This is a genomic window from Porphyromonas bobii (assembly GCF_943169685.1).
Classification (GTDB): domain Bacteria; phylum Bacteroidota; class Bacteroidia; order Bacteroidales; family Porphyromonadaceae; genus Porphyromonas; species Porphyromonas pasteri.
In genome coordinates, this window is the sequence record NZ_CALPBU010000001.1 from 555,584 (window position 1) to 574,799 (window position 19,216).

At 53.3% G+C, this 19,216-nt stretch carries 13 protein-coding genes; 10 read left to right on the forward strand and 3 right to left on the reverse strand.

The window, feature by feature from the left end; genetic code table 11:
• Positions 1-148: 148 nt before the first annotated feature.
• From KO088_RS02230 to KO088_RS02265, 8 genes are all read left to right on the forward strand, one after another.
• A complete protein-coding gene (locus tag KO088_RS02230; RefSeq protein ID WP_215493232.1) occupies positions 149-862 on the forward strand; it encodes a hypothetical protein in 714 nt (237 codons plus the stop codon).
• Positions 859-3,174 (forward strand): TonB-dependent receptor, encoded by a 2,316-nt coding sequence (locus KO088_RS02235; protein ID WP_215493233.1) that lies wholly within the window; start codon positions 859-861, stop codon positions 3,172-3,174. Before KO088_RS02230 ends, KO088_RS02235 begins: the two co-directional genes overlap by 4 nt.
• Positions 3,175-3,732: 558 nt before the next feature.
• Positions 3,733-6,483, forward strand: a complete 2,751-nt coding sequence (locus tag KO088_RS02240) for a TonB-dependent receptor (RefSeq protein WP_251419730.1) — start codon at positions 3,733-3,735, stop codon at positions 6,481-6,483.
• Positions 6,484-6,671: 188 nt separating this feature from the next.
• Positions 6,672-7,124 (forward strand): tRNA (adenosine(37)-N6)-threonylcarbamoyltransferase complex ATPase subunit type 1 TsaE, encoded by a 453-nt coding sequence (gene tsaE, locus KO088_RS02245; RefSeq protein ID WP_215493234.1) that lies wholly within the window; start codon positions 6,672-6,674, stop codon positions 7,122-7,124.
• Complete coding sequence (locus KO088_RS02250) at positions 7,124-7,714, forward strand: thymidine kinase (RefSeq protein WP_009433191.1); 591 nt, start codon at positions 7,124-7,126, stop codon at positions 7,712-7,714. The genes tsaE and KO088_RS02250 overlap by 1 nt, the downstream gene beginning before the upstream one ends.
• Before the next feature lie 13 nt (positions 7,715-7,727).
• On the forward strand, positions 7,728-8,591 hold the full coding sequence (locus KO088_RS02255) for a 5'-nucleotidase, lipoprotein e(P4) family (protein ID WP_060935854.1): 864 nt from the start codon (positions 7,728-7,730) through the stop codon (positions 8,589-8,591).
• Between the two features lie 44 nt (positions 8,592-8,635).
• On the forward strand, positions 8,636-9,961 hold the full coding sequence (locus KO088_RS02260; RefSeq protein WP_215493235.1) for an L-cysteine desulfidase family protein: 1,326 nt from the start codon (positions 8,636-8,638) through the stop codon (positions 9,959-9,961).
• Between the two features lie 65 nt (positions 9,962-10,026).
• Positions 10,027-12,075: an Ig-like domain-containing domain gene (locus KO088_RS02265; RefSeq protein WP_251419732.1), complete on the forward strand. Its 2,049-nt coding sequence runs from the start codon at positions 10,027-10,029 to the stop codon at positions 12,073-12,075.
• Positions 12,076-12,177: 102 nt separating this feature from the next.
• Here KO088_RS02265 and KO088_RS02270 read toward each other — a convergent pair whose 3' ends face one another.
• Positions 12,178-13,197, reverse strand: coding sequence for an AbiH family protein (locus tag KO088_RS02270; RefSeq protein WP_215493236.1), 1,020 nt, complete (start codon positions 13,195-13,197; stop codon positions 12,178-12,180).
• A gap of 349 nt (positions 13,198-13,546) precedes the next feature.
• On the opposite strand from KO088_RS02270, the gene msrB reads away from it, so the two are divergent.
• Positions 13,547-14,629: a peptide-methionine (R)-S-oxide reductase MsrB gene (gene msrB, locus KO088_RS02275; protein ID WP_215493237.1), complete on the forward strand. Its 1,083-nt coding sequence runs from the start codon at positions 13,547-13,549 to the stop codon at positions 14,627-14,629.
• A 237-nt stretch (positions 14,630-14,866) separates the two neighbouring features.
• A complete protein-coding gene (locus KO088_RS02280; RefSeq protein WP_215493238.1) occupies positions 14,867-16,948 on the forward strand; it encodes a DNA/RNA helicase domain-containing protein in 2,082 nt (693 codons plus the stop codon).
• A 128-nt stretch (positions 16,949-17,076) separates the two neighbouring features.
• Here KO088_RS02280 and mnmE read toward each other — a convergent pair whose 3' ends face one another.
• Both mnmE and udk read right to left on the reverse strand, forming a co-directional pair.
• A complete protein-coding gene (mnmE, locus tag KO088_RS02285) occupies positions 17,077-18,513 on the reverse strand; it encodes a tRNA uridine-5-carboxymethylaminomethyl(34) synthesis GTPase MnmE (protein WP_215493239.1) in 1,437 nt (478 codons plus the stop codon).
• Positions 18,514-18,551: 38 nt separating this feature from the next.
• On the reverse strand, positions 18,552-19,202 hold the full coding sequence (udk, locus tag KO088_RS02290) for a uridine kinase (RefSeq protein ID WP_009432959.1): 651 nt from the start codon (positions 19,200-19,202) through the stop codon (positions 18,552-18,554).
• Positions 19,203-19,216 lie beyond the last annotated feature (14 nt).

The window sequence follows — 19,216 nt, forward strand, 5'->3', positions numbered from 1 at the left end:
ACATAGTGCATTCCGTACATAAGCGCTATAAGGAGCTTAACATCTCCAAGAGAAAACGCATCACCATCCACCCAACGCAGGGAAGCTACCCAAGGATCGCTTCAAAGAATAGACACAGATACCCCGCCTCATCTTAATTCAAATCAATATGAAATCACTAACGCCCCTACTTATTGCCGTGAGCATGCTACTCTCGAGCTTCGCTCTGCATGCTCAGCGAACCACAGAGTTCTTTTACCTCGGCAACGTGTACTGCAAGACTAAGACTGGAGTCGAGCAGCGCTTCCCCTATCTACCGGTCTACCTCTCCCTCCAAGATAAGCCCAATGACATCATCGCAGTCACGATGACTAATGCTAACGGAGAGGCTTCATTCAAGGGTGTCCCTATAGACCCGTACAAGCGCCATGTCCTCACGGTACATCTCCCGAGTGGTACATACCGCTTTGTCCGAATCCCTATTGAAAAGAATCCAGGCTTCACTGGTAATATCAGCACGCATATCCAGCTTGATGCCATGGAGAAGTACCTCACAGTATCTACAATTATTCCCAAGAAGGAAGATGGAGATAAGCTGGCACTTGACCTGGCGACGAGCGCTATCAAGGGTGCCCATCGGAAGGGGCTGACGATCTCCGATGCAGAAGGCCTTAACTACAAACTCTTCGTCTCAGGACGCATGGTGCAGGACAAGAAGCTGGCTGATGTGCTCCTCAAGATAACGGGAGAGATGCTCGATAAGATCGTCATCACACACCCGACACAGGCAAATGACTACTATGCGGGGTCTATAGACTTCATGATTCGAGACATACCTATTCAGAAGGTTGGTCCCACGACCTTTACCTTAGAGCGCCTATGAGCCGATCATTCCTAATCGCTCTCCTCTTATTGATTGCTCCCCTTCGCCTCCTCGCTCAGATCGAGGTGCGGGGGCAGGTAGAGGATGCGAAGACTAAGGAGCCGATCGCTCTTGCCTCCGTCACGCTGGTGAGTGAGCGAGACTCAACGCTCGTCCTCAGAGGGGCTACAGACCTGCAAGGGGGCTATCTCTTTAGTGAGGTCAAGGTCGGGCGCTATCTTCTACGTATTAGCTTCCTCGGCTACAAGCCTCTGGAGCGACGGCTTCGTATCGTGATGCCCAGCCAAGGCTTCACGGTGGAGCTTCTCGATCAGCTACAGCAAGATAGTCAGGTGCTGGAGGGTGTGGTCGTGGAGGCTCAAGCTACGCATCAGCGAGCCGACCGTAGGGTGATCACCTTTGCCCGTAAGGATGTCCAGGAGGCCCTACACAGCTATGATCTGCTCAAGACCCTACCCTCAGTCAGCTTCGATGTGATGAACGACCGTCTCAAGGGAGCTATGGGTGGGGAGGTGCAGCTCCTGATCAATGGGATACGCTCCACGAAGACGGATGTACTTATGCTGCCCAAAGAGAAGATCAAGCGAGTAGAGGTCTACGACATTCCCCCTGCTCGATATCGAGCAGTAGAGTGTGTGATCAATATCATCGTCTCCGGACTGGACGACGGCTACATCGCAGGTGGCTCACTCAAACATGCCTTCACTACAGGCTTCGGAAATGACGAGGCCTACGCCTCTCTGATCAGTGGGCGACATAAGCTGAGCCTTGAGTACACGCTGAACTATCGCGACTATCGTGACCGAGAGTCACTTGCGCAGTATAGCTATAGCCTCAATCAGCAGGCACTACAGCTCACCTACTCAGACCATGATGCTTTTGGCTATACGACACACAGCCCCGCCCTCAAGTACGCCTACGTAGTGGATGAACGCTACCTATGGGAGGCTCGCCTACAGCCGAGAGCTGAGCGACGCTTCTCTGACAATATCGGCTCGGGGCTCTACACTGTAGACGGTGTCGCTGGAGAGAAGCTGACTACCACGGGTAGAGATAGGACCCAGCAGTTCAATCCCTCGCTTGACCTCTACCATTGGCGCAAGCTTGGAGAGAAAGATGAGCTGAGCCTTAACCTTGTAGGGACGCTCTTCTCCACCAAGCGAGAGACGAAGACCCGAGAGCAGGGCATCACTACAGGGCTCACGAGCTACGAGGACTTCATGAAGCTGGACAATAGTAAGCGCTCGCTCATCCTCGAGCTAGCACACACCCGAGAGACGGGACGCTTACGGATCAGTTCGGGCTACAGGGGAGAGGTCTCCTTCCTACATTCACAGGTAGACAATCACTTCGGTGCCCTTGACTATACCAGCCGTACGTGGCAGAACTATGGCTACAGTGAGATCTCGGGGCGTAAGGGGAGACTACTGTATCGTGTGAGCCTAGGCTTGACCCACACGCACAATCATTCGAGCTACCGCTCCTACAGTAGCCTCGCCTTCACCCCGAAGGTCGTACTCGGCTATACCCTCGGTGGAGGTAGTGATCTGCGCTTGATGTACGATGACAAGCCCATCCTGCCTAGTCTGGATCAGCTCAGTAGCAACCGAAGACGAGCGACCCGTGATATCACTAGCGTAGGTAATCCCCAGCTAGAGAATGCGCATATGCGCCAACTGACCGCTATGTATACGTATGCTAAGGGGATCTTTGATATCAAGTTGGTAGGTCTCTATAGCCACACACATCGCCCGCATATCCAGGCTATGAAGCGTGAGGGGGCAGGGATCACGTTCGCTCCGATCAATGGAGCATGGAGTGACGAACTTGTTACGGCTGCTAGGGTGGTCGTCAAGCCCTTTGGTGACAATACCCTGAGCCTAGATACGTACCTCATACCTACGTATAGTCGACTTCGCTCATCGGAGATTAGTTATGATCGTAGTTCGCTCTATGGTGAGTTTTCGCTGACGGCCCAGCATAAGGGGCTACAGCTCTACTACAAGTACGCCCTCCCGACTTATACCTATGATTCGGGCTATGCCTCTCGTATGGAGCCAAAGCATACTGCCTCGATCTCCTACCGCTTGGGGAACTGGAAGTTCTCTGCCTCGATGCTATTCATCGGGACGCCGGCCTATTATCATGACTATACGCTCGGTGAGCGTCTCGTCCAGAGGGATAATAAGACGTGGATCCATGCCAATAAGAATATGATCCTCCTTGGGGTGTCCTATCACCTCTCACGAGGCAAGGATAAGACCTACTCGAAGAACCTTCAGAACGAAGATACCTCATCTCCTACGCTATAAGTAGCCGAGACACCCTCACCCCTGCGGGCCCATCTCTATAGAGCCCCCCTGTATGCTCCTTTTAAGGCGCATGCAGGGGGCTTTCTTTTCGGCAAATGCGACGAAGCATAGCGAAAGCACTCCCGATCCTATGCATACCAGAAGATCAAAGAGCTATTGTAAGTAGCTGTATACGCATACAGATAGAGTCGTAGATCTACAGAAAAGAAGTCCTGCACCAGTAGCTGTAATCCGCTATCTACGTGGGTAGTCCTAAAGTCTACGTGCGTAGATGATAAGTTCTCTGTACATAGATTTTAAATCCACGTACGTAGATATAACTTTTCTCGTAGAGCTATGACGGAAAAGCAGCTTGAGTATGGAGGAAATGCACCTCGACTTGATATGATTAACCAGTGCTCCAGCACCCATTATTAGGTATATAATAGAGGTACTTACATCTACCCTATACCTACATCTATGTATTTTGCAAAGGAGTAAGAGGAGGGGGCTATGAATGGCGTATTTTTTGCCCACGCGATATAGCAACTTTACTCACTATAAATCATAGTAATAACCATGCGTAAGCTTTACGCCCTCATGCTCTCACTGCAGATCCTTCTGGTCTCGGCCATCGGTCTCAGCAGTGAGCTGGCAGCACAAGAGCGGCCGACTGATGCCAACATTATTGGGCACGTCACAGATGCGAAGACTGGCGAACATCTCTCAGGTGTCACCATCGCTATCAAGGGTACGACCTTCGGTACGGCTACCGATGCCACAGGGCACTACATCCTCAAGAACCTCAAGCAGAAGAGCGTGACACTCGTCATGCGCGGTCTCGGTTATCTCAGCCAAGAGCGCACCGTGGAGATCATCCCTGGTAAGGTCGTCGAAGTGAACTTCGATGCAGAGCCAGACAACATCCGTATCGATGAGGTCGTCGTCTCCTCCAACCGTCAGGCTACCCTACGCCGTCTCGCTCCGACGCTCGTCACCGTGCTTGACGCCAAGCTCTTCGAGAGCACCAATGCTACTAACCTCGCCCAAGGGCTGATCTTCCAGCCAGGTGTGCGTGTCGAGAATAACTGCCAGAACTGCGGCTTCAATCAAGTACGTATCAATGGCCTCGACGGGCGCTACTCACAAATCCTCATCGACAGCCGTCCCATCATGAGTGCACTGGCAGGGGTCTATGGTCTGGAGCAGATCCCCACGAATATGATCGAGCGTGTCGAGGTCGTACGTGGCGGTGGCTCTGCCCTCTTCGGCTCCTCTGCTATCGCAGGGGTGATCAACATCATCACCAAGGAGCCTCAGCGCAATAGCTTCTCCTTCAATGAGAGCCTTGGCTTCTCGGGCTTCAAGGATCTGGACAATAACCTGAGCTTCAACGGCTCACTCGTCAGCGATGACAACCGTGCTGGCGCCATGGTCTTCGCACAGGCTCGCTACCGCAAGGAGCACGACGTCAATGGCGATGGCTACAGCGAGCTTGGTCGTCTTGACTCCCGCTCGCTCGGCTTCCGTGGCTACCTCCGCCCCACGGACTACACCCGTCTGACCGGCGAAGTCCATACCTTTAGCGAAGCCCGTCGCGGTGGTGACCACATCGACTGGCCCGAGCAGGTAGTCGGTGTAGCTGAGTCCATTCGCCACTCCGTATATAGCGGGAACCTGAAGTTCGACGGCTACAGCGAAGACTACAAGCACCACTTCCAGCTCTACGGCTCCGCTCAGCACGTCACCCGTAACAGCTACTACGGTGGTATCGGTGAGACGAAGCTCCGCAACAAAGCAGGCGACAAGTACATTGATAAGGATGGCAACGAGACTACAGATGAGGGCAAGGCAGTGAATGCAGGCTCTATCGGTCGCCCCATCCATACCTCTGACTATGGGAAGAACTTCGGTATTACCCGCGGGATGACGTGGGTCGGTGGTGCACAGTACACCTATGACTTCGACCACTTCCTCTTTATGCCTGCTCAGCTCCTCGCTGGTGCTGAATACAGCTATGACCGCCTCGAGGACAAGATGCCTCTAAGAGAATGGGAGACCGAGAAGACCGTCACCGATGGCTTCGACCTCAGCGCTAACCCCATCTCCCTCTCCCCTGCCCTGCGTCAGGTCATCCGCAACGCCAGCCAGTTCGCCCAGATCGAATGGAAGAACGATCGCTGGAGCGTCCTGCTCGGCACGCGTCTTGATGAGAACTCCGCCGTCAAGAAGGCCATCTTCAGCCCCCGCGCTACCCTGCGCTACAACCCCACGAAGAATATCAACATCCGCGCTACCTATGCCAAGGGCTTCCGTGCTCCTCAGGTCTTTGACGAAGACCTTCACGTCGGGGTCGTCGGTGGTGAAGCACAGCGTGTGACCAATGCTGAGGACCTTCGTCCTGAGATCTCCCACTCCTTCAGCCTGAGCAACGACATGTACTTCACCCTCGGTGGTGCACAGGTCAACGTCCTCGTCGAAGGCTTCTACACCCGTCTGCTCGACGTCTTCACGAACTACAAGGACAAGTCTGAGAACGGTATCTCCTACTACACGCGCCACAACTATGGGATCGATGACAATGGTCAGCAGGTCTCCTCGGGTGCCAAGGTCCTCGGGCTGAACCTCGAGGGTAAGATCGCCTATCGCTGGCTCTCCCTCCAGGCCGGCCTCACGCTCACCAGCAACAAGTACGACGTCAACCAGGAATGGGGCGTACGTCAGAAGGTCCAGGGCGACCACGATGCGGCCTACTACGAGTCCTTCATGCCTAAGGCTGACGGCTCTGACTTTGACAATGTCGCTGTAGACAATGAGCCTCAGACCATCTCGATGACCTCTAAGGAGATCACTCGCACGCCCTCTACCTACGGCTACTTCACGATCGGCATCAATCCCGTCCGTCCGCTGAACATCTCCCTCACGGGTACCTTCACGGGCTCGATGTACGTCCCTCACGTCGTCAAGTGGGGGCAGAACTCCGCAGTCACCGACCGCACGGCTATCGCTGCTGGTCTGCGCACCGAAGGCTATAAGCTTCCTCTCGTAGACGCTACGGGTGCTGCTATCCTCGAGGATGGCGCGCAGAAGGAGGTCGATGTCGAGTGGAACGAGCTGGTCAAGACCAAGAGCTTCTTTGATCTCGGCGCTAAGATCACCTATGACCTGCGTCTCTTCTCTAAGAGCAACGTCCAGCTCTACTGCGGTATCAACAACCTCTTCAACGCCTTCCAGAGCGACTACGACTTCGGTCCAGACCGTGACAGCGGCTATATCTACGGCCCCACGATCCCTCGCTCAGGCTACTTCGGGATGAAGTTTACCTTCTAATCCCACCCCTATCGCCCGAGGACAAGACGTCCCGAGTGCGACACGATTTAGAGGCTGCCCCTACCTTCTCCACAGAAGTGTAGGGGCAGCCTCTATATATAGGTATATAGACTATGCACCGAATATCTTAAATTTGCGGGTGAGTATATGCTGGGGTACGTACGCTCTGGCACAATCAAGACAAGCGAATGGACACTGAGACCACCTACCTCTTAGCCTCCCCAGACACGCTGGAGCCCGTAGCGCGCCAGTTCATCGAGGAGGTCCTCCCCTGGGGGGATATCTTCGCCTTCTATGCCCCCATGGGGACTGGCAAGACGACCTTCATCAAGACCCTCTGCGAAGCCCTCGGCGTGCAAGATGTCATCAATAGCCCGACCTTCTCTATTATCAATGAATATCGCGCTGAACCCTCGGGAGAACTCATCTACCACTTTGACTGCTATCGCCTGGAGAAGCTCAATGATGCGCTGAACCTCGGAACCGAAGATTACCTCCAGAGTGGCGCACTCTGCTTCATTGAGTGGCCAGAGGTCATGGAGGACATCCTACCAGCCGACACGGTACGCGTTACTATAGAGGAGATCGAAGGCGGGGCACGACGCCTCACCGCACGCTATAATAAGACGGAGGACAAGTAATGCTTAATCCATTTGAGACGGGTCAGGCCCGTGTACGCGGTAGCATCGAGGTGATCTGCGGCTCGATGTTCAGCGGTAAGACAGAGGAGCTCCTTCGTCGCCTGCGCCGTGCCAAGATCGCAGGGCTACGCGTAGAGATCTTCAAGCCCTCAGTAGACACCCGCTATGATGAGACCGAGGTAGTCTCCCACGACCGCAATGCGATCGCCTCTACTCCGATAGACAACTCGTCGAACCTTCTCCTCTTAGCTTCGGACGTCGACGTCATCGGCATCGACGAGGCACAGTTCTTCGATGAGCACCTCCCCGAGGTCGTCGAGCAGCTGGCAGACCAGGGGATCCGCATCATCCTCGCTGGACTGGATATGGACTTCCGTCGCCAGCCTTTCGGCCCTATGGCGCAGCTCTGTGCTATAGCTGACTCGGTAGACAAGATCCACGCGATCTGCGTAGGCTGTGGGAGCTGGGCGAACTACTCCTACCGCCTCGTCTCTGGTGAGCAGCAGGTCATGCTCGGCGAAGCCAAGGAGTACAGCCCGCTATGCCGTACCTGCTACCTCAAGCACACACAAACCAACAAGGAATCCTAACCCCACGACGATAATGAATACCAATAAACTCCTCACTCTCGGAGCTTCTACCGCACTATCACTCACGCTCCTCTCGAGCTGCGTCATCGCTATTGGCTCAAACAAAGAGCAGAATACGACCTACTCTCCAAGTGGGAAGGTAGCTTATGCGATGAGCCCTACCCTCGGTGGTAAGCTCTTCTCGGCAGCCTGGATCCAGCGCTCTGCCGAGTACAAGGCACTCTGCCAGCAGGCCTACAATATCGCGACCGAGCGTCTCGTAGCAGCGACATCAACTCCCTTAGCCTCGGGCGAAAAGCGCTGGGCTATCGTCACCGACATCGATGAGACCATCGTTGACAACACGGCGAACTCCGTCTACCAAGCACTCAAGGGCGAGGACTACTCTCAGCCCTCGTGGGACCGCTGGTGCGATCAAGCTGATGCCGTAGCTCTGCAGGGCGCTGTCGAGTTCTTCCGCAAGGCCGATGCCCTCGGTGTGGACATCTACTACATCTCCAACCGTGATGAGGTCAATCGTGCTGGTACGAAGAAGAACCTACGTGATCTGGGCTTCCCACAGGTAGAGGATAGCCACTTCATGTTCAAGGACAAGTCCTCCGACAAGACCTCTCGTCGCAATGAAGTCCTCAAGACACACAACATCCTGATGCTCCTCGGTGACAACCTGGGTGACTTCGACCACTTCTTCGATGTACGTAACGAGGCCGTGCGTGATCAGGGCGTCTTACGCTTCGCCGCTGAGTTCGGCAAGCGCTTCATCGTCCTACCCAACCCCAACTACGGTGCTTGGGAGCCTGCGATGAACGGAGGCTATCCCGACCTCAAGACCAAGGACGGCAAGCTCACTACGATCCTTCGCACTCAGCGGAAATAACACACTCTCCTACTACACTACTTACCTTAGACCATCAGAACCCCATGCTTACACCCACACAGATACGACAGATCACTGCTCTCATGCACCGTGAAGTCGTACCCGCTACAGGCTGTACCGAACCAGCAGCCGTAGCCCTCGCCGTAGCCTATGCTGCGGCACAGACGACCGCTGAGCCCCGCTCAATAGAAGTCCTACTCAGCGGCAATATGCTCAAGAACGCTATGGGCGTCGGTATCCCCGGCACGGGGACCTTCGGTATCCCTATCGCGATCGCTCTCGGTGCTATCTTAGCAGCACCCGAGAAGCAACTGGAGCTCCTCGACACTTTCACTGATGAGGAGCTTCATCAGGCCCAGAAGCTTGTAGCAAGCGGCTGCATCCAGATCGGGCTGAAGGAAGGTGACAACGTTGACCGCCTCTACGTCGAAGTCCTACTTACCGATACAGAGGGCCGTCTATCGACTGCCATCATCCAGGCTACTCATACAGGGCTCACAGCGCTCACCTATGATGGTGAAGACCGCTTCGTGCCACGTACCGCCGACACGCCCTGCACGAAGTGTCCCGAGAGTAAGGACGAAGAGGAGACGATCGCCTTGAACTTCGACCTCGTCTATGAGTATGCTCTGCATGGTCCTCTGGAGGAGCTTGACTTCATCTACGAGGCTGCACTGCAGAATAAGCGTGCCAGCGAGTTCTCCTTCACTCACAGCTATGGCCATAGCCTCGGCAATCTCATCAATAGCGATATGGGACGTCGCTACCTCGGCAATACGCCCCTTACGCAGATGCTGGCCTATACCAGCTCTGCCTGCGACGCCCGTATGGATGGTGCCCCCATCACGGTGATGAGTAATTCGGGTAGCGGCAATCAGGGGATCTCCTCGATGCTCCCCGTCCTGACCTTCGCCGAAGAGCAAGGCGCAAGTCGTGAGGTCGCCACTCGAGCTATCATGCTCAGTAGCCTCCTCGTCGTCTACATCAAGCAGCTCTTAGGTCGTCTCTCCTGCCTCTGCGGGATGGTCGTCTCAGGGATTGGCTCCGCCTGTGCTATCACCTACCTTATGGGAGGCACGAAGGAGCAGTCTATCGGAGCTGTGAAGAATATGATCGGCAACGTCTCGGGGATGATCTGTGACGGTGCTAAGCCCAGCTGTAGCCTCAAGGCTTCGACAGGCGTGAGCTCTGCACTCATCTCCGCTATGCTCTCTATGCAGGGACACGTCGTCACCGCTACCGAAGGTATCGTAGACGATGATATCGACGTCTGCATCCGCAACCTCGCAGACCTCGGTCGTGATGGCATGGCCCAGACCGACCTCAAGGTCCTCAAGATCATGACGAGCAAGGGCAAGCGTAATGCTTAGTCCCCGCTATTTGGGTTCACCGATAGTGTCCCGCTCGTCTCACATATGTAATCAGCTACTATTGGATGAACCCAAATAGAACGATGCACTTTGCGCTCAGCTTCCTGGCAGGATCCCTCCTGCTATGGGGCTGTGCGAACCAAGGTACACCCGAAGGTGGCCCCTTTGACACGGAGCCACCTCGCCTCCTACAGGCCTCACCTGCGGTGAAGGCTACGGGGGTCAATACGCGCCACTTCACCCTGACCTTCGATGAGAACGTCAAGCTCTCGAGCCAGACGGATAAGATCATCGTATCCCCACCCCAGCGTGAGGCAGCACGTATCACGGCCAACGGGCGGCACGTCTCCATCGTACTCTCCGACACCCTGCGCCCCAATACGACCTACAGCTTCTACTTCGATGATGTCATCGTAGACAACAACGAGGACAACCCACTCGAGGGCTTCAGCTACCTCATCTCCACAGGTGGGCAGATTGACTCGATGCAGCTGGCCGGTCGCGTCATCGATGCCTTGACCTTCGAGCCTGTCGAAGGGCTCATCGTAGGGGCTTATCCCGCCACAGACATCAACGACAGTACGCTCCGTAAGCGCCCCTTCCCCTTTGTCAGTAAGACCAATAAGCTGGGCTTCTTCACTATGCGTGGACTCCCCAATAGTACCTACAAGGTCTTTGCGACGAAGGACAACGATGCCAACTATCAGTACAGCGACCGCAGCGAAGGCCTTGCCTTCTCTCGCGAGAGCTTCCAGACGACGCTGCGTGACAGTATGCGTACCGACACGATACGCATCGACTCCATCGTGCGCCGTGACACGCTTCACCGCGACTCGCTCGTCACCTATCCCTTCACCTACTACTTCCCTCGCGACATCGCCCTACGCTATTCGGTAGCGAAGGTGCAGCAGTACGGCCTCGAGCGCCACAGCCGTCCCGATAGCTTGATCTGCCGAATGGAGTTCCTCGCTGAGCCCAAGAAGCTCCCTCGCCTCCGCTCGCTGGACAAGCCAACCGCACCAGCCGAATCCCTCTACTGGGCTACGGCTAAGGGCAAGGTCGTCGACCTATGGCTACGAGACAAGGAGCTTCTTGCGCGCGACTCGGTGCGCTTCGCCCTCACCTACGAGAAGACCGACTCACTACTTCGCCTACAAGAGAAGACTGATACGCTCGTCTTCATCAAGCCACAGGCACGAGCTAAGAAGCACGACAAGGCTGCTGAAACGGAGAAGTCACCTCTACAGATCACCCTCACCGGGGCTTCGGGGACTTTTGCTGGTACTCCAAGTGATAGCCTCTATGTGACGGCCTCACGTCCCCTTGTAGCCCTCCCCACCTCAGCGATTCGCCTGGAGGTACAGGAGGACTCACTCTACAAGCCTCAGGACTTCACTATCGTACAAGACTCACTGGATCACCTGCGCTATACGCTCCGCTTCCCACGTGCCTATGGCAAGAGCTATCGGGCGCGTATTGATTCGGCTGCCGTACGCGATATCTATGGCGCTGCCTGCGACTCTGTTGCTTTCACGCAGCAGATACAGAAGGAGGACGAGTTCGGTCAGCTCACCATCACCCTGCAGGGTATCCGCTCTCATGCCCTCGTCCAACTCATAGACAAGAGCGATGCTGTCCTCCAGCAGTTCTATGGACATGAGGTCAAGGCGGACACGACGCAGAAAGCACAGCCCACGGCAGCGTCTTCCAAAGGCGATAAGGTGCTCGCCGAGCTACTCTCTAAGCAAGCTCCTCAAGCCGCTAAGGCCGATAGCCTCCCCGAAGCAAAGACTCCAGCAGAGTCCTGTCAAGTCTCCTTCCACGACCTGAAGCCTGGTGAGTACTTCGTCCGACTCATCATCGATACGGACGACAACGCCGCCTTTACACCTGGAGACTACCCTGATCGTGCCCCCGAGGAGGTCTATTACTACCCGCAGGAGATCTCCATCAAGAAGGGCTTCACCTCCGAAGAGCGCTGGGACATCCTCACTCAGTCACCTCTGGGCAGCAAGCCCGATGCCCTGCGCAAGGTCAAGCCCGACGAGGCAAAGAAGAAGCGCGAGGATAAGAACATCGAGTACTACAAACGCTGGGGACGCAAGCGTCGCTAACTCCTCTCCTATCCACCCAAAACAGAAGCGGTACAACTCCCATCGGGAGCTGCACCGCTTCTGCTATTATATCACTATACCGTGGTAGGCTGTTCGCGTCTATCACCTTGGGAACATATCCGAGTTGATCGCCACGAAGATCCGATCATCATACTCCTTTTGATTGCTTTCCAGTCCGAGCGCATCGATAAGGTGCTGGCGAGCTCGTCTCTCCTTCCGCCTATCAAACTTCAATGCAGAATCGGCAGCTGGATCATAATGGAAGTAGAGCAAGATGACCTCTGGATTATCAAGAAAACGCTTCTTGATAGCCGTCCACCACATCTGATCTGTAGGCCCGAGGGATAAGCCAAAGAGACAAATCACATCAGCCCCCGCAATGAGTCTAAGACACTCCTCATCGACAAGCGTTCCACGGCCCTCATTGGCTTGTGGCTTAAGTAAGAGGTCTGCGACATAATCACACTGCCTGCACTGATCGTTTACTATTTGATCGCCATGATCTACACCAAGCAGAATTCCACCCTGACCTAATGATCCATGCACATGCTTCACCCCTTGATATATCACAGGGTGACCTTCATGCCCTTCCGCATAGGTGTACTCTCCGACCAACAAAGCATCCTGGCAGAGGCACTCAAATGATGAGGTATAGTTGAAGGAGATGACGTCAATATGCCATGCCTGAGCAATAGTCAGAGCACAAAGCTCTTTCTCCTCTCTCGGCTTGAAGTAGCGATAAGGGTAGGTCAGGTCTTCACGGAACTTCTCGACCTCCTCGGGAGTAGGCTCAAAACTATTGCACTGCGAAAGATAGGCCTCTAAGGCGCGATTCATATCCTCGTAGAAGTCACAGAACCCATCAGCATCATCACCAAAGGCTGTAGTAAACTCACCAAGAGCTATCTCTAAGTCCTTCCACTGCTCTTCGCCACGCCCCTCTCGCTCCGCCATCTCGGCAAAGAAGCGCTCCTTATACTTTTTGATAGCCTCCTCTTGCTGTATGCGATCAGTATCAAGCTTCGGGGTTTGCCCCTTATAGAACTCTAAAAAGTCTGCATAGCGAGTGGGGAGCCCAAGTCTAAGGTCAAAGCCATTGCCTATTAGGTAGAGGACATTCATAGCGATTCTATCAGTAGAGGGTCAGCGTGATGAGGTATATTGTGGTAGGCATCGTCCCGAGTGGAATGTGCGCATAAAGGTACGAAGAATGTGCGCACGCATAGCGAAGCGAGAGTGAACCAATAGTGGTAGGTGGTATGAACCTATATTGGTCACTGAGCGAACCTATACTGGTCTGCACGTGAACCAATAGTGGTCGGAGCACGAACCAATATAGGTTCGCACCCCTACCCGATATTGACTCAAACTATACACCGATATTGGGCGGCTCATAACTATCGTCAAGCCTACGCTGTTAGTAAGTCAGTAAACTACCATACCCCCTACACAGTCTAAAAGAACAGGCATTATGAAACGGAACAGTCTCCGTACACTGACCCTTCTGCTACTACTGGCAGCTGGAGCCTTAGGACTTCGAGCTATGCGCATGCAGACACACCCTTCACCCAACACTCCATCCACTTCACCTATGAAAGAGATCTATTTGGCCGGCGGTTGCTTCTGGGGCACCGAGCACTTCTTCAAGCAAGTACGTGGCGTCATCTCCACAGAGGTCGGCTACGCCAATGGCCATACCTCCCGCCCCAGCTACGAGGAAGTGTGTAGCCACACTACGGGCTTTGCCGAAGCAGTACACATCACCTACGCTCCCGATCAGGTGAGCCTCAGCAAGCTCCTTGAGCTCTACTTCCTGACGATTGATCCGACGTCGCTCAATAAGCAAGGTGGCGACGTGGGTGATCAATACCGCACGGGTATCTATTACACCGACACCACAGACCTACCGACGATCAAGAAAGCGATCGAGACGCTACAGCGTGAGCATGCACAGCCCATCGTCATCGAGGTAGAGCCCCTCCGCAACTTCTACGACGCAGAGACTTACCACCAAGACTATCTGGACAAGAACCCATCGGGGTACTGCCATATCCGCCCCGAACTCTTCCAGATCGCTCGCGAGGCCAATGCTTATGTCAAGCCTTCGGACGAAGAGCTACGCCGTCGGCTCACCCCCACTCAGTACGCTGTCACGCAGCATGCCGCCACGGAGCATCCCTTTGACAACGACTATTGGGACGAGAAGCGCGAAGGCATCTATGTCGATATCACGACGGGCGAACCGCTCTTCATCTCCACGGATAAGTTCGACTCGGGCTGCGGATGGCCCAGCTTCTCCCGCCCCATTGACTCCACCCTCATCAGCGAGCATCAGGACGACTCCCACGGCATGAAGCGTATCGAGGTGCGCAGTAAGACGGGTAAGGCTCATCTCGGCCATGTCTTCGAAGACGGCCCGCAGGAGCTCGGTGGCCTACGCTACTGCATCAATAGTGCAGCCCTGCGCTTCATTCCCCGCGAAGAGATGAAGCAAGCCGGCTACGCCAAGTACCTCTCCCTCCTCGAGAAGAAGCAGAGCAAGGCGGGGAAGTAGGATAAATATTATCTACATGCAAGTATAAATGATTGATTCGAGGATGATTATCGGCATCCTTGAATCAATCATTGTATAGAGGCATGAGCCTTATAGTTTTTTCCTCTTTTCCCCTTTTCCTCAAAAGACAAGAAGAATACTCTACGGAAGAGATGGCTGCACTACAATAAATCACAAGGTAATCCGTATATATATTTATATTAACTTTGACCATGAAATATAACCTATCATCTTATTATGGCGACGACCAGATACTATTACTCCAGTGCTATCTCTGAATTTATTCGAGAGGAAGAGACTTCTATCGTTGGGAAACTAACAGAATCTTCTCAACACGACATCAATAAGAAAACCTCCTCCTCCTGGAAGGAGGAGATAAACAGCTTAAAAGAGGCACTCAAAGACTACTCCGGTAGAGGAAGTATCTACCTAGAGTACAATATCCCACGCATGGGCCGTCGTGTGGATGCCATCGTTCTCATAGATGGCATTGTCTTTATCCTCGAGTATAAGACTGGAAGGCAGACATTCAATCAAAGCGCACGGAACCAGGTGTGGGACTATGCCCTAGATTTGAAGAACTTCCATGCAGATAGCAAAGATCGGATCCTTGCACCCATAGTTGTTGTCCCCTGTGCTCTTAATGAGGACTGTCAGCTCACCCCTAAATCTTCAGCGGACAAGGTATATGAACCTCTTTTCACTAATACTTCTCAATTAGGGACAGCCATTCAGAATATACTTGACCAAGTACAAGTAGCTGTTCAACCTTCACAGACTGATGATGCCTGGGCTAATAGTGGGTATGAGCCAACTCCTACAATCATAGAGGCAGCTATAGCCCTGTATGAAAAACATAGTGTCGCAGACATTACGAAGAGTGGAGGGGATATCGAAAAGGCCTCAAAAGCCCTGAATAGAATAATCGACCATTGTCAGAAAGAGAAACGCAAGGCTATTTGCTTCATCACAGGTGTACCTGGAGCAGGCAAGACTCTCATTGGATTAAATACTGCTATTGAGCTATTTAATCAAGGTATAGGAGCCGTTTATCTATCTGGGAACTATCCACTGGTCGAAGTCCTTCAGGAAGCCTTGACCCGTGATTATATAGAGCGTAAGAGAATCATCACATCTAATGAAGAGAAAAAAACTCGCACCAAAAAAGGAGACGCCAAACGCGAGGTAAAGGCTTTTATACAGATGATCCATCATTACCGCGACCAGTACCTGGAAGGAGTAGATATCACAGCTAATGATATCAGGCCCAAACCTGGATACTTCGAGAGCAATACAGATAAAGCCTACATACCAGCAGAACATGTAGCTATCTTTGATGAAGCTCAGAGAGCTTGGACCAAAGAGGAGTTGCAGCGCTTTATGCACGAGAAGAAGAACATACAAAACTTTCCCTATAGCGAACCCGAATATCTCATCTCTTGCATGGATCGCCAACGTGATTGGGGCGTTGTAGTCTGCCTTGTAGGTAATGGGCAAAGCATCAATAAGGGAGAGGCCGGTCTAAAAGAATGGATAGAAAGTATTCTCCGTAGATATAGGAGTTGGGATGTTTATATATCTCAGACTATCCTAGAGTCAGAAGAACTTAGCGATGAACAGAAAAGAGATATTAAACCACAACTCAAAGATGGAAAAGATCTACACCTTGAAATGTCAATGCGCTCATTTCGATCTGAGAGTGTAAGTCTCTTCATAAATCAACTCCTTGATTTAAAGGTTGAAGAAGCTAGGTCCACTCTGTATGAACTGAGAAAGAATAACTATCTTATAGTTCTAACTCGCTCTCTCGAAAGAGCCAAACGATGGCTCCGGAGCAAGAAACGAGGTAATGAGCGTATGGGCCTACTGGCTAGCAGTAAAGCGGAAAGGCTTAAAGCCATATCAATCAACGTAAAGTATAGCCCCAACTTCGTCCACTGGTTTCTAGAAAATAGCCAAGACATTCGGTCCAGCGATGCACTGGAGGATGCACTTACTGAGTTTGAAGTTCAAGGACTAGAAATAGACTGGGCATGTGTTGCCTGGGATGCTGATCTAAGGATAAATATGACTGGAAATGCTTGGGAGCATTTCCAGCTCCGAGGAGGGAATAAATGGCAAAACATCAATAAACCAGCCAATCAGGAGTATCAAATAAATGCCTATCGTGTACTACTTACGCGTGCTCGCCAAGGGATAGTTGTACTGATCCCCGAGGGTGATGACGTTGATACAACTCGCAAGCGAGAGTGGTATGATCGTACCTATAATTACTTGAAAGGAATAGGAATTCCGGAGATACAAGACCAAGATATCTAATCAACTAGCTCTGGTATTTTAGAGTAATCCCTAACCAACGAGCCTTACACGGTAAGGCATAGTAAAGAACAAGCGATCCGTAGTAGCTTATAGACTACTGCGGATCGCTTGTCTCTGAAAAGTAGTAACTACTTGCCGATGCAGAAGTGGGCGAAGATGTTGTGTAGGACGGAGTCACTTGTGATGTCGGCTCCGGTGACTTCGCCTATGGCCGTGATAGCTCCTCGAAGGTCGGGTGTCAGCAGGTCGGTGGGAAGGCCATCCGTTAGCCCCGTACGCACGGTCCTTAGGCTATGGAGAGCCGTCGTGAGAAGTGCATGATGGCGGGCATTGCTCACGACAAGGTCGGTAGACTTGAGCTCGGGAAGCACCAAGGCTTTGATCAGTGCCGCACGAAGTTCATCCAAGCCGTCCCCTCGCTGGGCCGATATGGGTAGGATCGAAGGCGCTTCACCCGAAGGCAAGTACTCGGTAAGTAGCGACGAAAGGTCCGTTAGTACAGCTTGCGTGGTCTGAGGATCGATGGCATCGACCTTGTTGAGCAAGACGAGGAAGGGCTTATTCTCCAGGCGAGGAAGGAGCTGGAGGAGCGCCGCACGATAGTCTTTATCGGCGATACGCAGGGCATCGACGAGGAGAAGAACAAGGCTCGCCTTATCGATCTTATCGTAGCTGCGATCAATACCCAGCGCCTCGATCGTGTCATCCGTTGAGCGCAAGCCCGCTGTATCGATGAAGCGGAAGAGGACACCATCAATATTCAGCACGTCCTCGATCGTGTCGCGGGTCGTACCATGGATATCACTGACGATAGCACGCTCTTCGCCTAAGAGAGCATTGAGCAGCGTGCTCTTCCCCACGTTCGTCGCACCAGCGATAGCCACTGGGATACCACGCTTGATCGCATTACCAAGGCGGAAGCTCTCGGTCAGCCGCTCGATCTTCGCCGTCAGTTCGTCGAGGAGCTGCAGAAGCTGTGTGCGATCAGCGAAGGTCACATCCTCCTCACTGAAGTCCAGCTCCAGCTCCATAAGACTGGTCAGCTGCAGGAGTCTCTCGCGTAGCTGGGCGAACTCCGCGCTATACCCGCCACGCATCTGAGTGAGTGCCATACGGTGCTGCGCTTCCGATTCGGATGCGATGAGGTCTGCGACGGCCTCTGCACGACTTAGATCCATCTTGCCATAGAGGTAAGCACGACGCGTGAACTCACCAGGGGTTGCCATACGACAGCCCTGATCAGTCAGAGCTTCGAGGAGTGCCTGCTGGATGAAGACCGAGCCGTGGCACGAGATCTCTACGACATCTTCACCCGTATAGGAGCGTGGGGCATGGAAGCAAGTGACCAGACCTTCGTCGATCGTCTTGCCCTCGTGAGAGAAGCGACCAAAGTAAGCCATTCGATCCTTAGCACGCTCGAGCGTACGGACTTCTCGACAGGAGAAGATCTGATCAACGATGCCGACGGCTTCGGAGCCTGACACACGGATAATAGCGATACCACCCATACCAGGCGCAGTAGCCACAGCACAGATCGTATCACTGCCGATAAGCGATGATATCATGAGATAGTAGGAAGTAAAGGTAGGGAGGAGAGAAGCGCTTATTCCTCAAGCTGACCACGCTTCAGGATCGAATGGATATTCTCAACGAGTAGCGAGAGTGCGACGGAGTTCATCCCCCCTTCGGGAATGATGATATCAGCGTAGCGCTTGGAGGGCTCGACGAAGTCACGATGCATGGGCTTCACCGTAGAGAAGTATTGTTTGAGCACCGAGTTCATATCACGTCCACGCTCCTGGACATCACGCACGAGGCGGCGAGCCAAGCGCACGTCATCATCGGTATCGACGAAGACCTTAACGTCCATCAGTTCGCGGAGCTCCTTGTTCTCAAGTATCAAGATACCATCAAGGATCAAGACCTTCGCGGGCTGGACACATACCGTCTGAGGTAGGCGGTTGTGGTCGGTGAAGGAGTAGACGGGGCGCTGGATACTCTGCCCCTGCTTGAGCTGGCGGATATGCTCGATCATCATATCCGTGTCGAAGGAGTGCGGGTGGTCGTAGTTGAGCTTGGAGCGCTCCTCGAGACTGAGATCATCGTGCGCCTTGTAGTAGAAGTCGTGGCAGAGCGTCGTGACGTGCTCATCGGCAAAGGCCTCCTGGAGCTTGCGCACGAGGGTTGACTTACCTGAGGCAGAGCCACCAGCGACACCGATAATCGTGGTGGATGTAGTATTTGCTTGGCTCATAGCTGTAGCGAGAT

Bases quoted from the DNA above. Each gene is read 5' to 3' on its own strand.
- KO088_RS02230 (WP_215493232.1), top strand. From the start codon at position 149: ATGAAATCACTAACGCCCCTACTTATTGCCGTGAGCATGCTACTCTCG.
- KO088_RS02235 (WP_215493233.1), top strand. From the start codon at position 859: ATGAGCCGATCATTCCTAATCGCTCTCCTCTTATTGATTGCTCCCCTT.
- KO088_RS02240 (WP_251419730.1), top strand. From the start codon at position 3,733: ATGCGTAAGCTTTACGCCCTCATGCTCTCACTGCAGATCCTTCTGGTC.
- tsaE (WP_215493234.1), top strand. From the start codon at position 6,672: ATGGACACTGAGACCACCTACCTCTTAGCCTCCCCAGACACGCTGGAG.
- KO088_RS02250 (WP_009433191.1), top strand. From the start codon at position 7,124: ATGCTTAATCCATTTGAGACGGGTCAGGCCCGTGTACGCGGTAGCATC.
- KO088_RS02255 (WP_060935854.1), top strand. From the start codon at position 7,728: ATGAATACCAATAAACTCCTCACTCTCGGAGCTTCTACCGCACTATCA.
- KO088_RS02260 (WP_215493235.1), top strand. From the start codon at position 8,636: ATGCTTACACCCACACAGATACGACAGATCACTGCTCTCATGCACCGT.
- KO088_RS02265 (WP_251419732.1), top strand. From the start codon at position 10,027: ATGAACCCAAATAGAACGATGCACTTTGCGCTCAGCTTCCTGGCAGGA.
- KO088_RS02270 (WP_215493236.1), bottom strand. From the start codon at position 13,197: ATGAATGTCCTCTACCTAATAGGCAATGGCTTTGACCTTAGACTTGGG.
- msrB (WP_215493237.1), top strand. From the start codon at position 13,547: ATGAAACGGAACAGTCTCCGTACACTGACCCTTCTGCTACTACTGGCA.
- KO088_RS02280 (WP_215493238.1), top strand. From the start codon at position 14,867: ATGGCGACGACCAGATACTATTACTCCAGTGCTATCTCTGAATTTATT.
- mnmE (WP_215493239.1), bottom strand. From the start codon at position 18,513: ATGATATCATCGCTTATCGGCAGTGATACGATCTGTGCTGTGGCTACT.
- udk (WP_009432959.1), bottom strand. From the start codon at position 19,202: ATGAGCCAAGCAAATACTACATCCACCACGATTATCGGTGTCGCTGGT.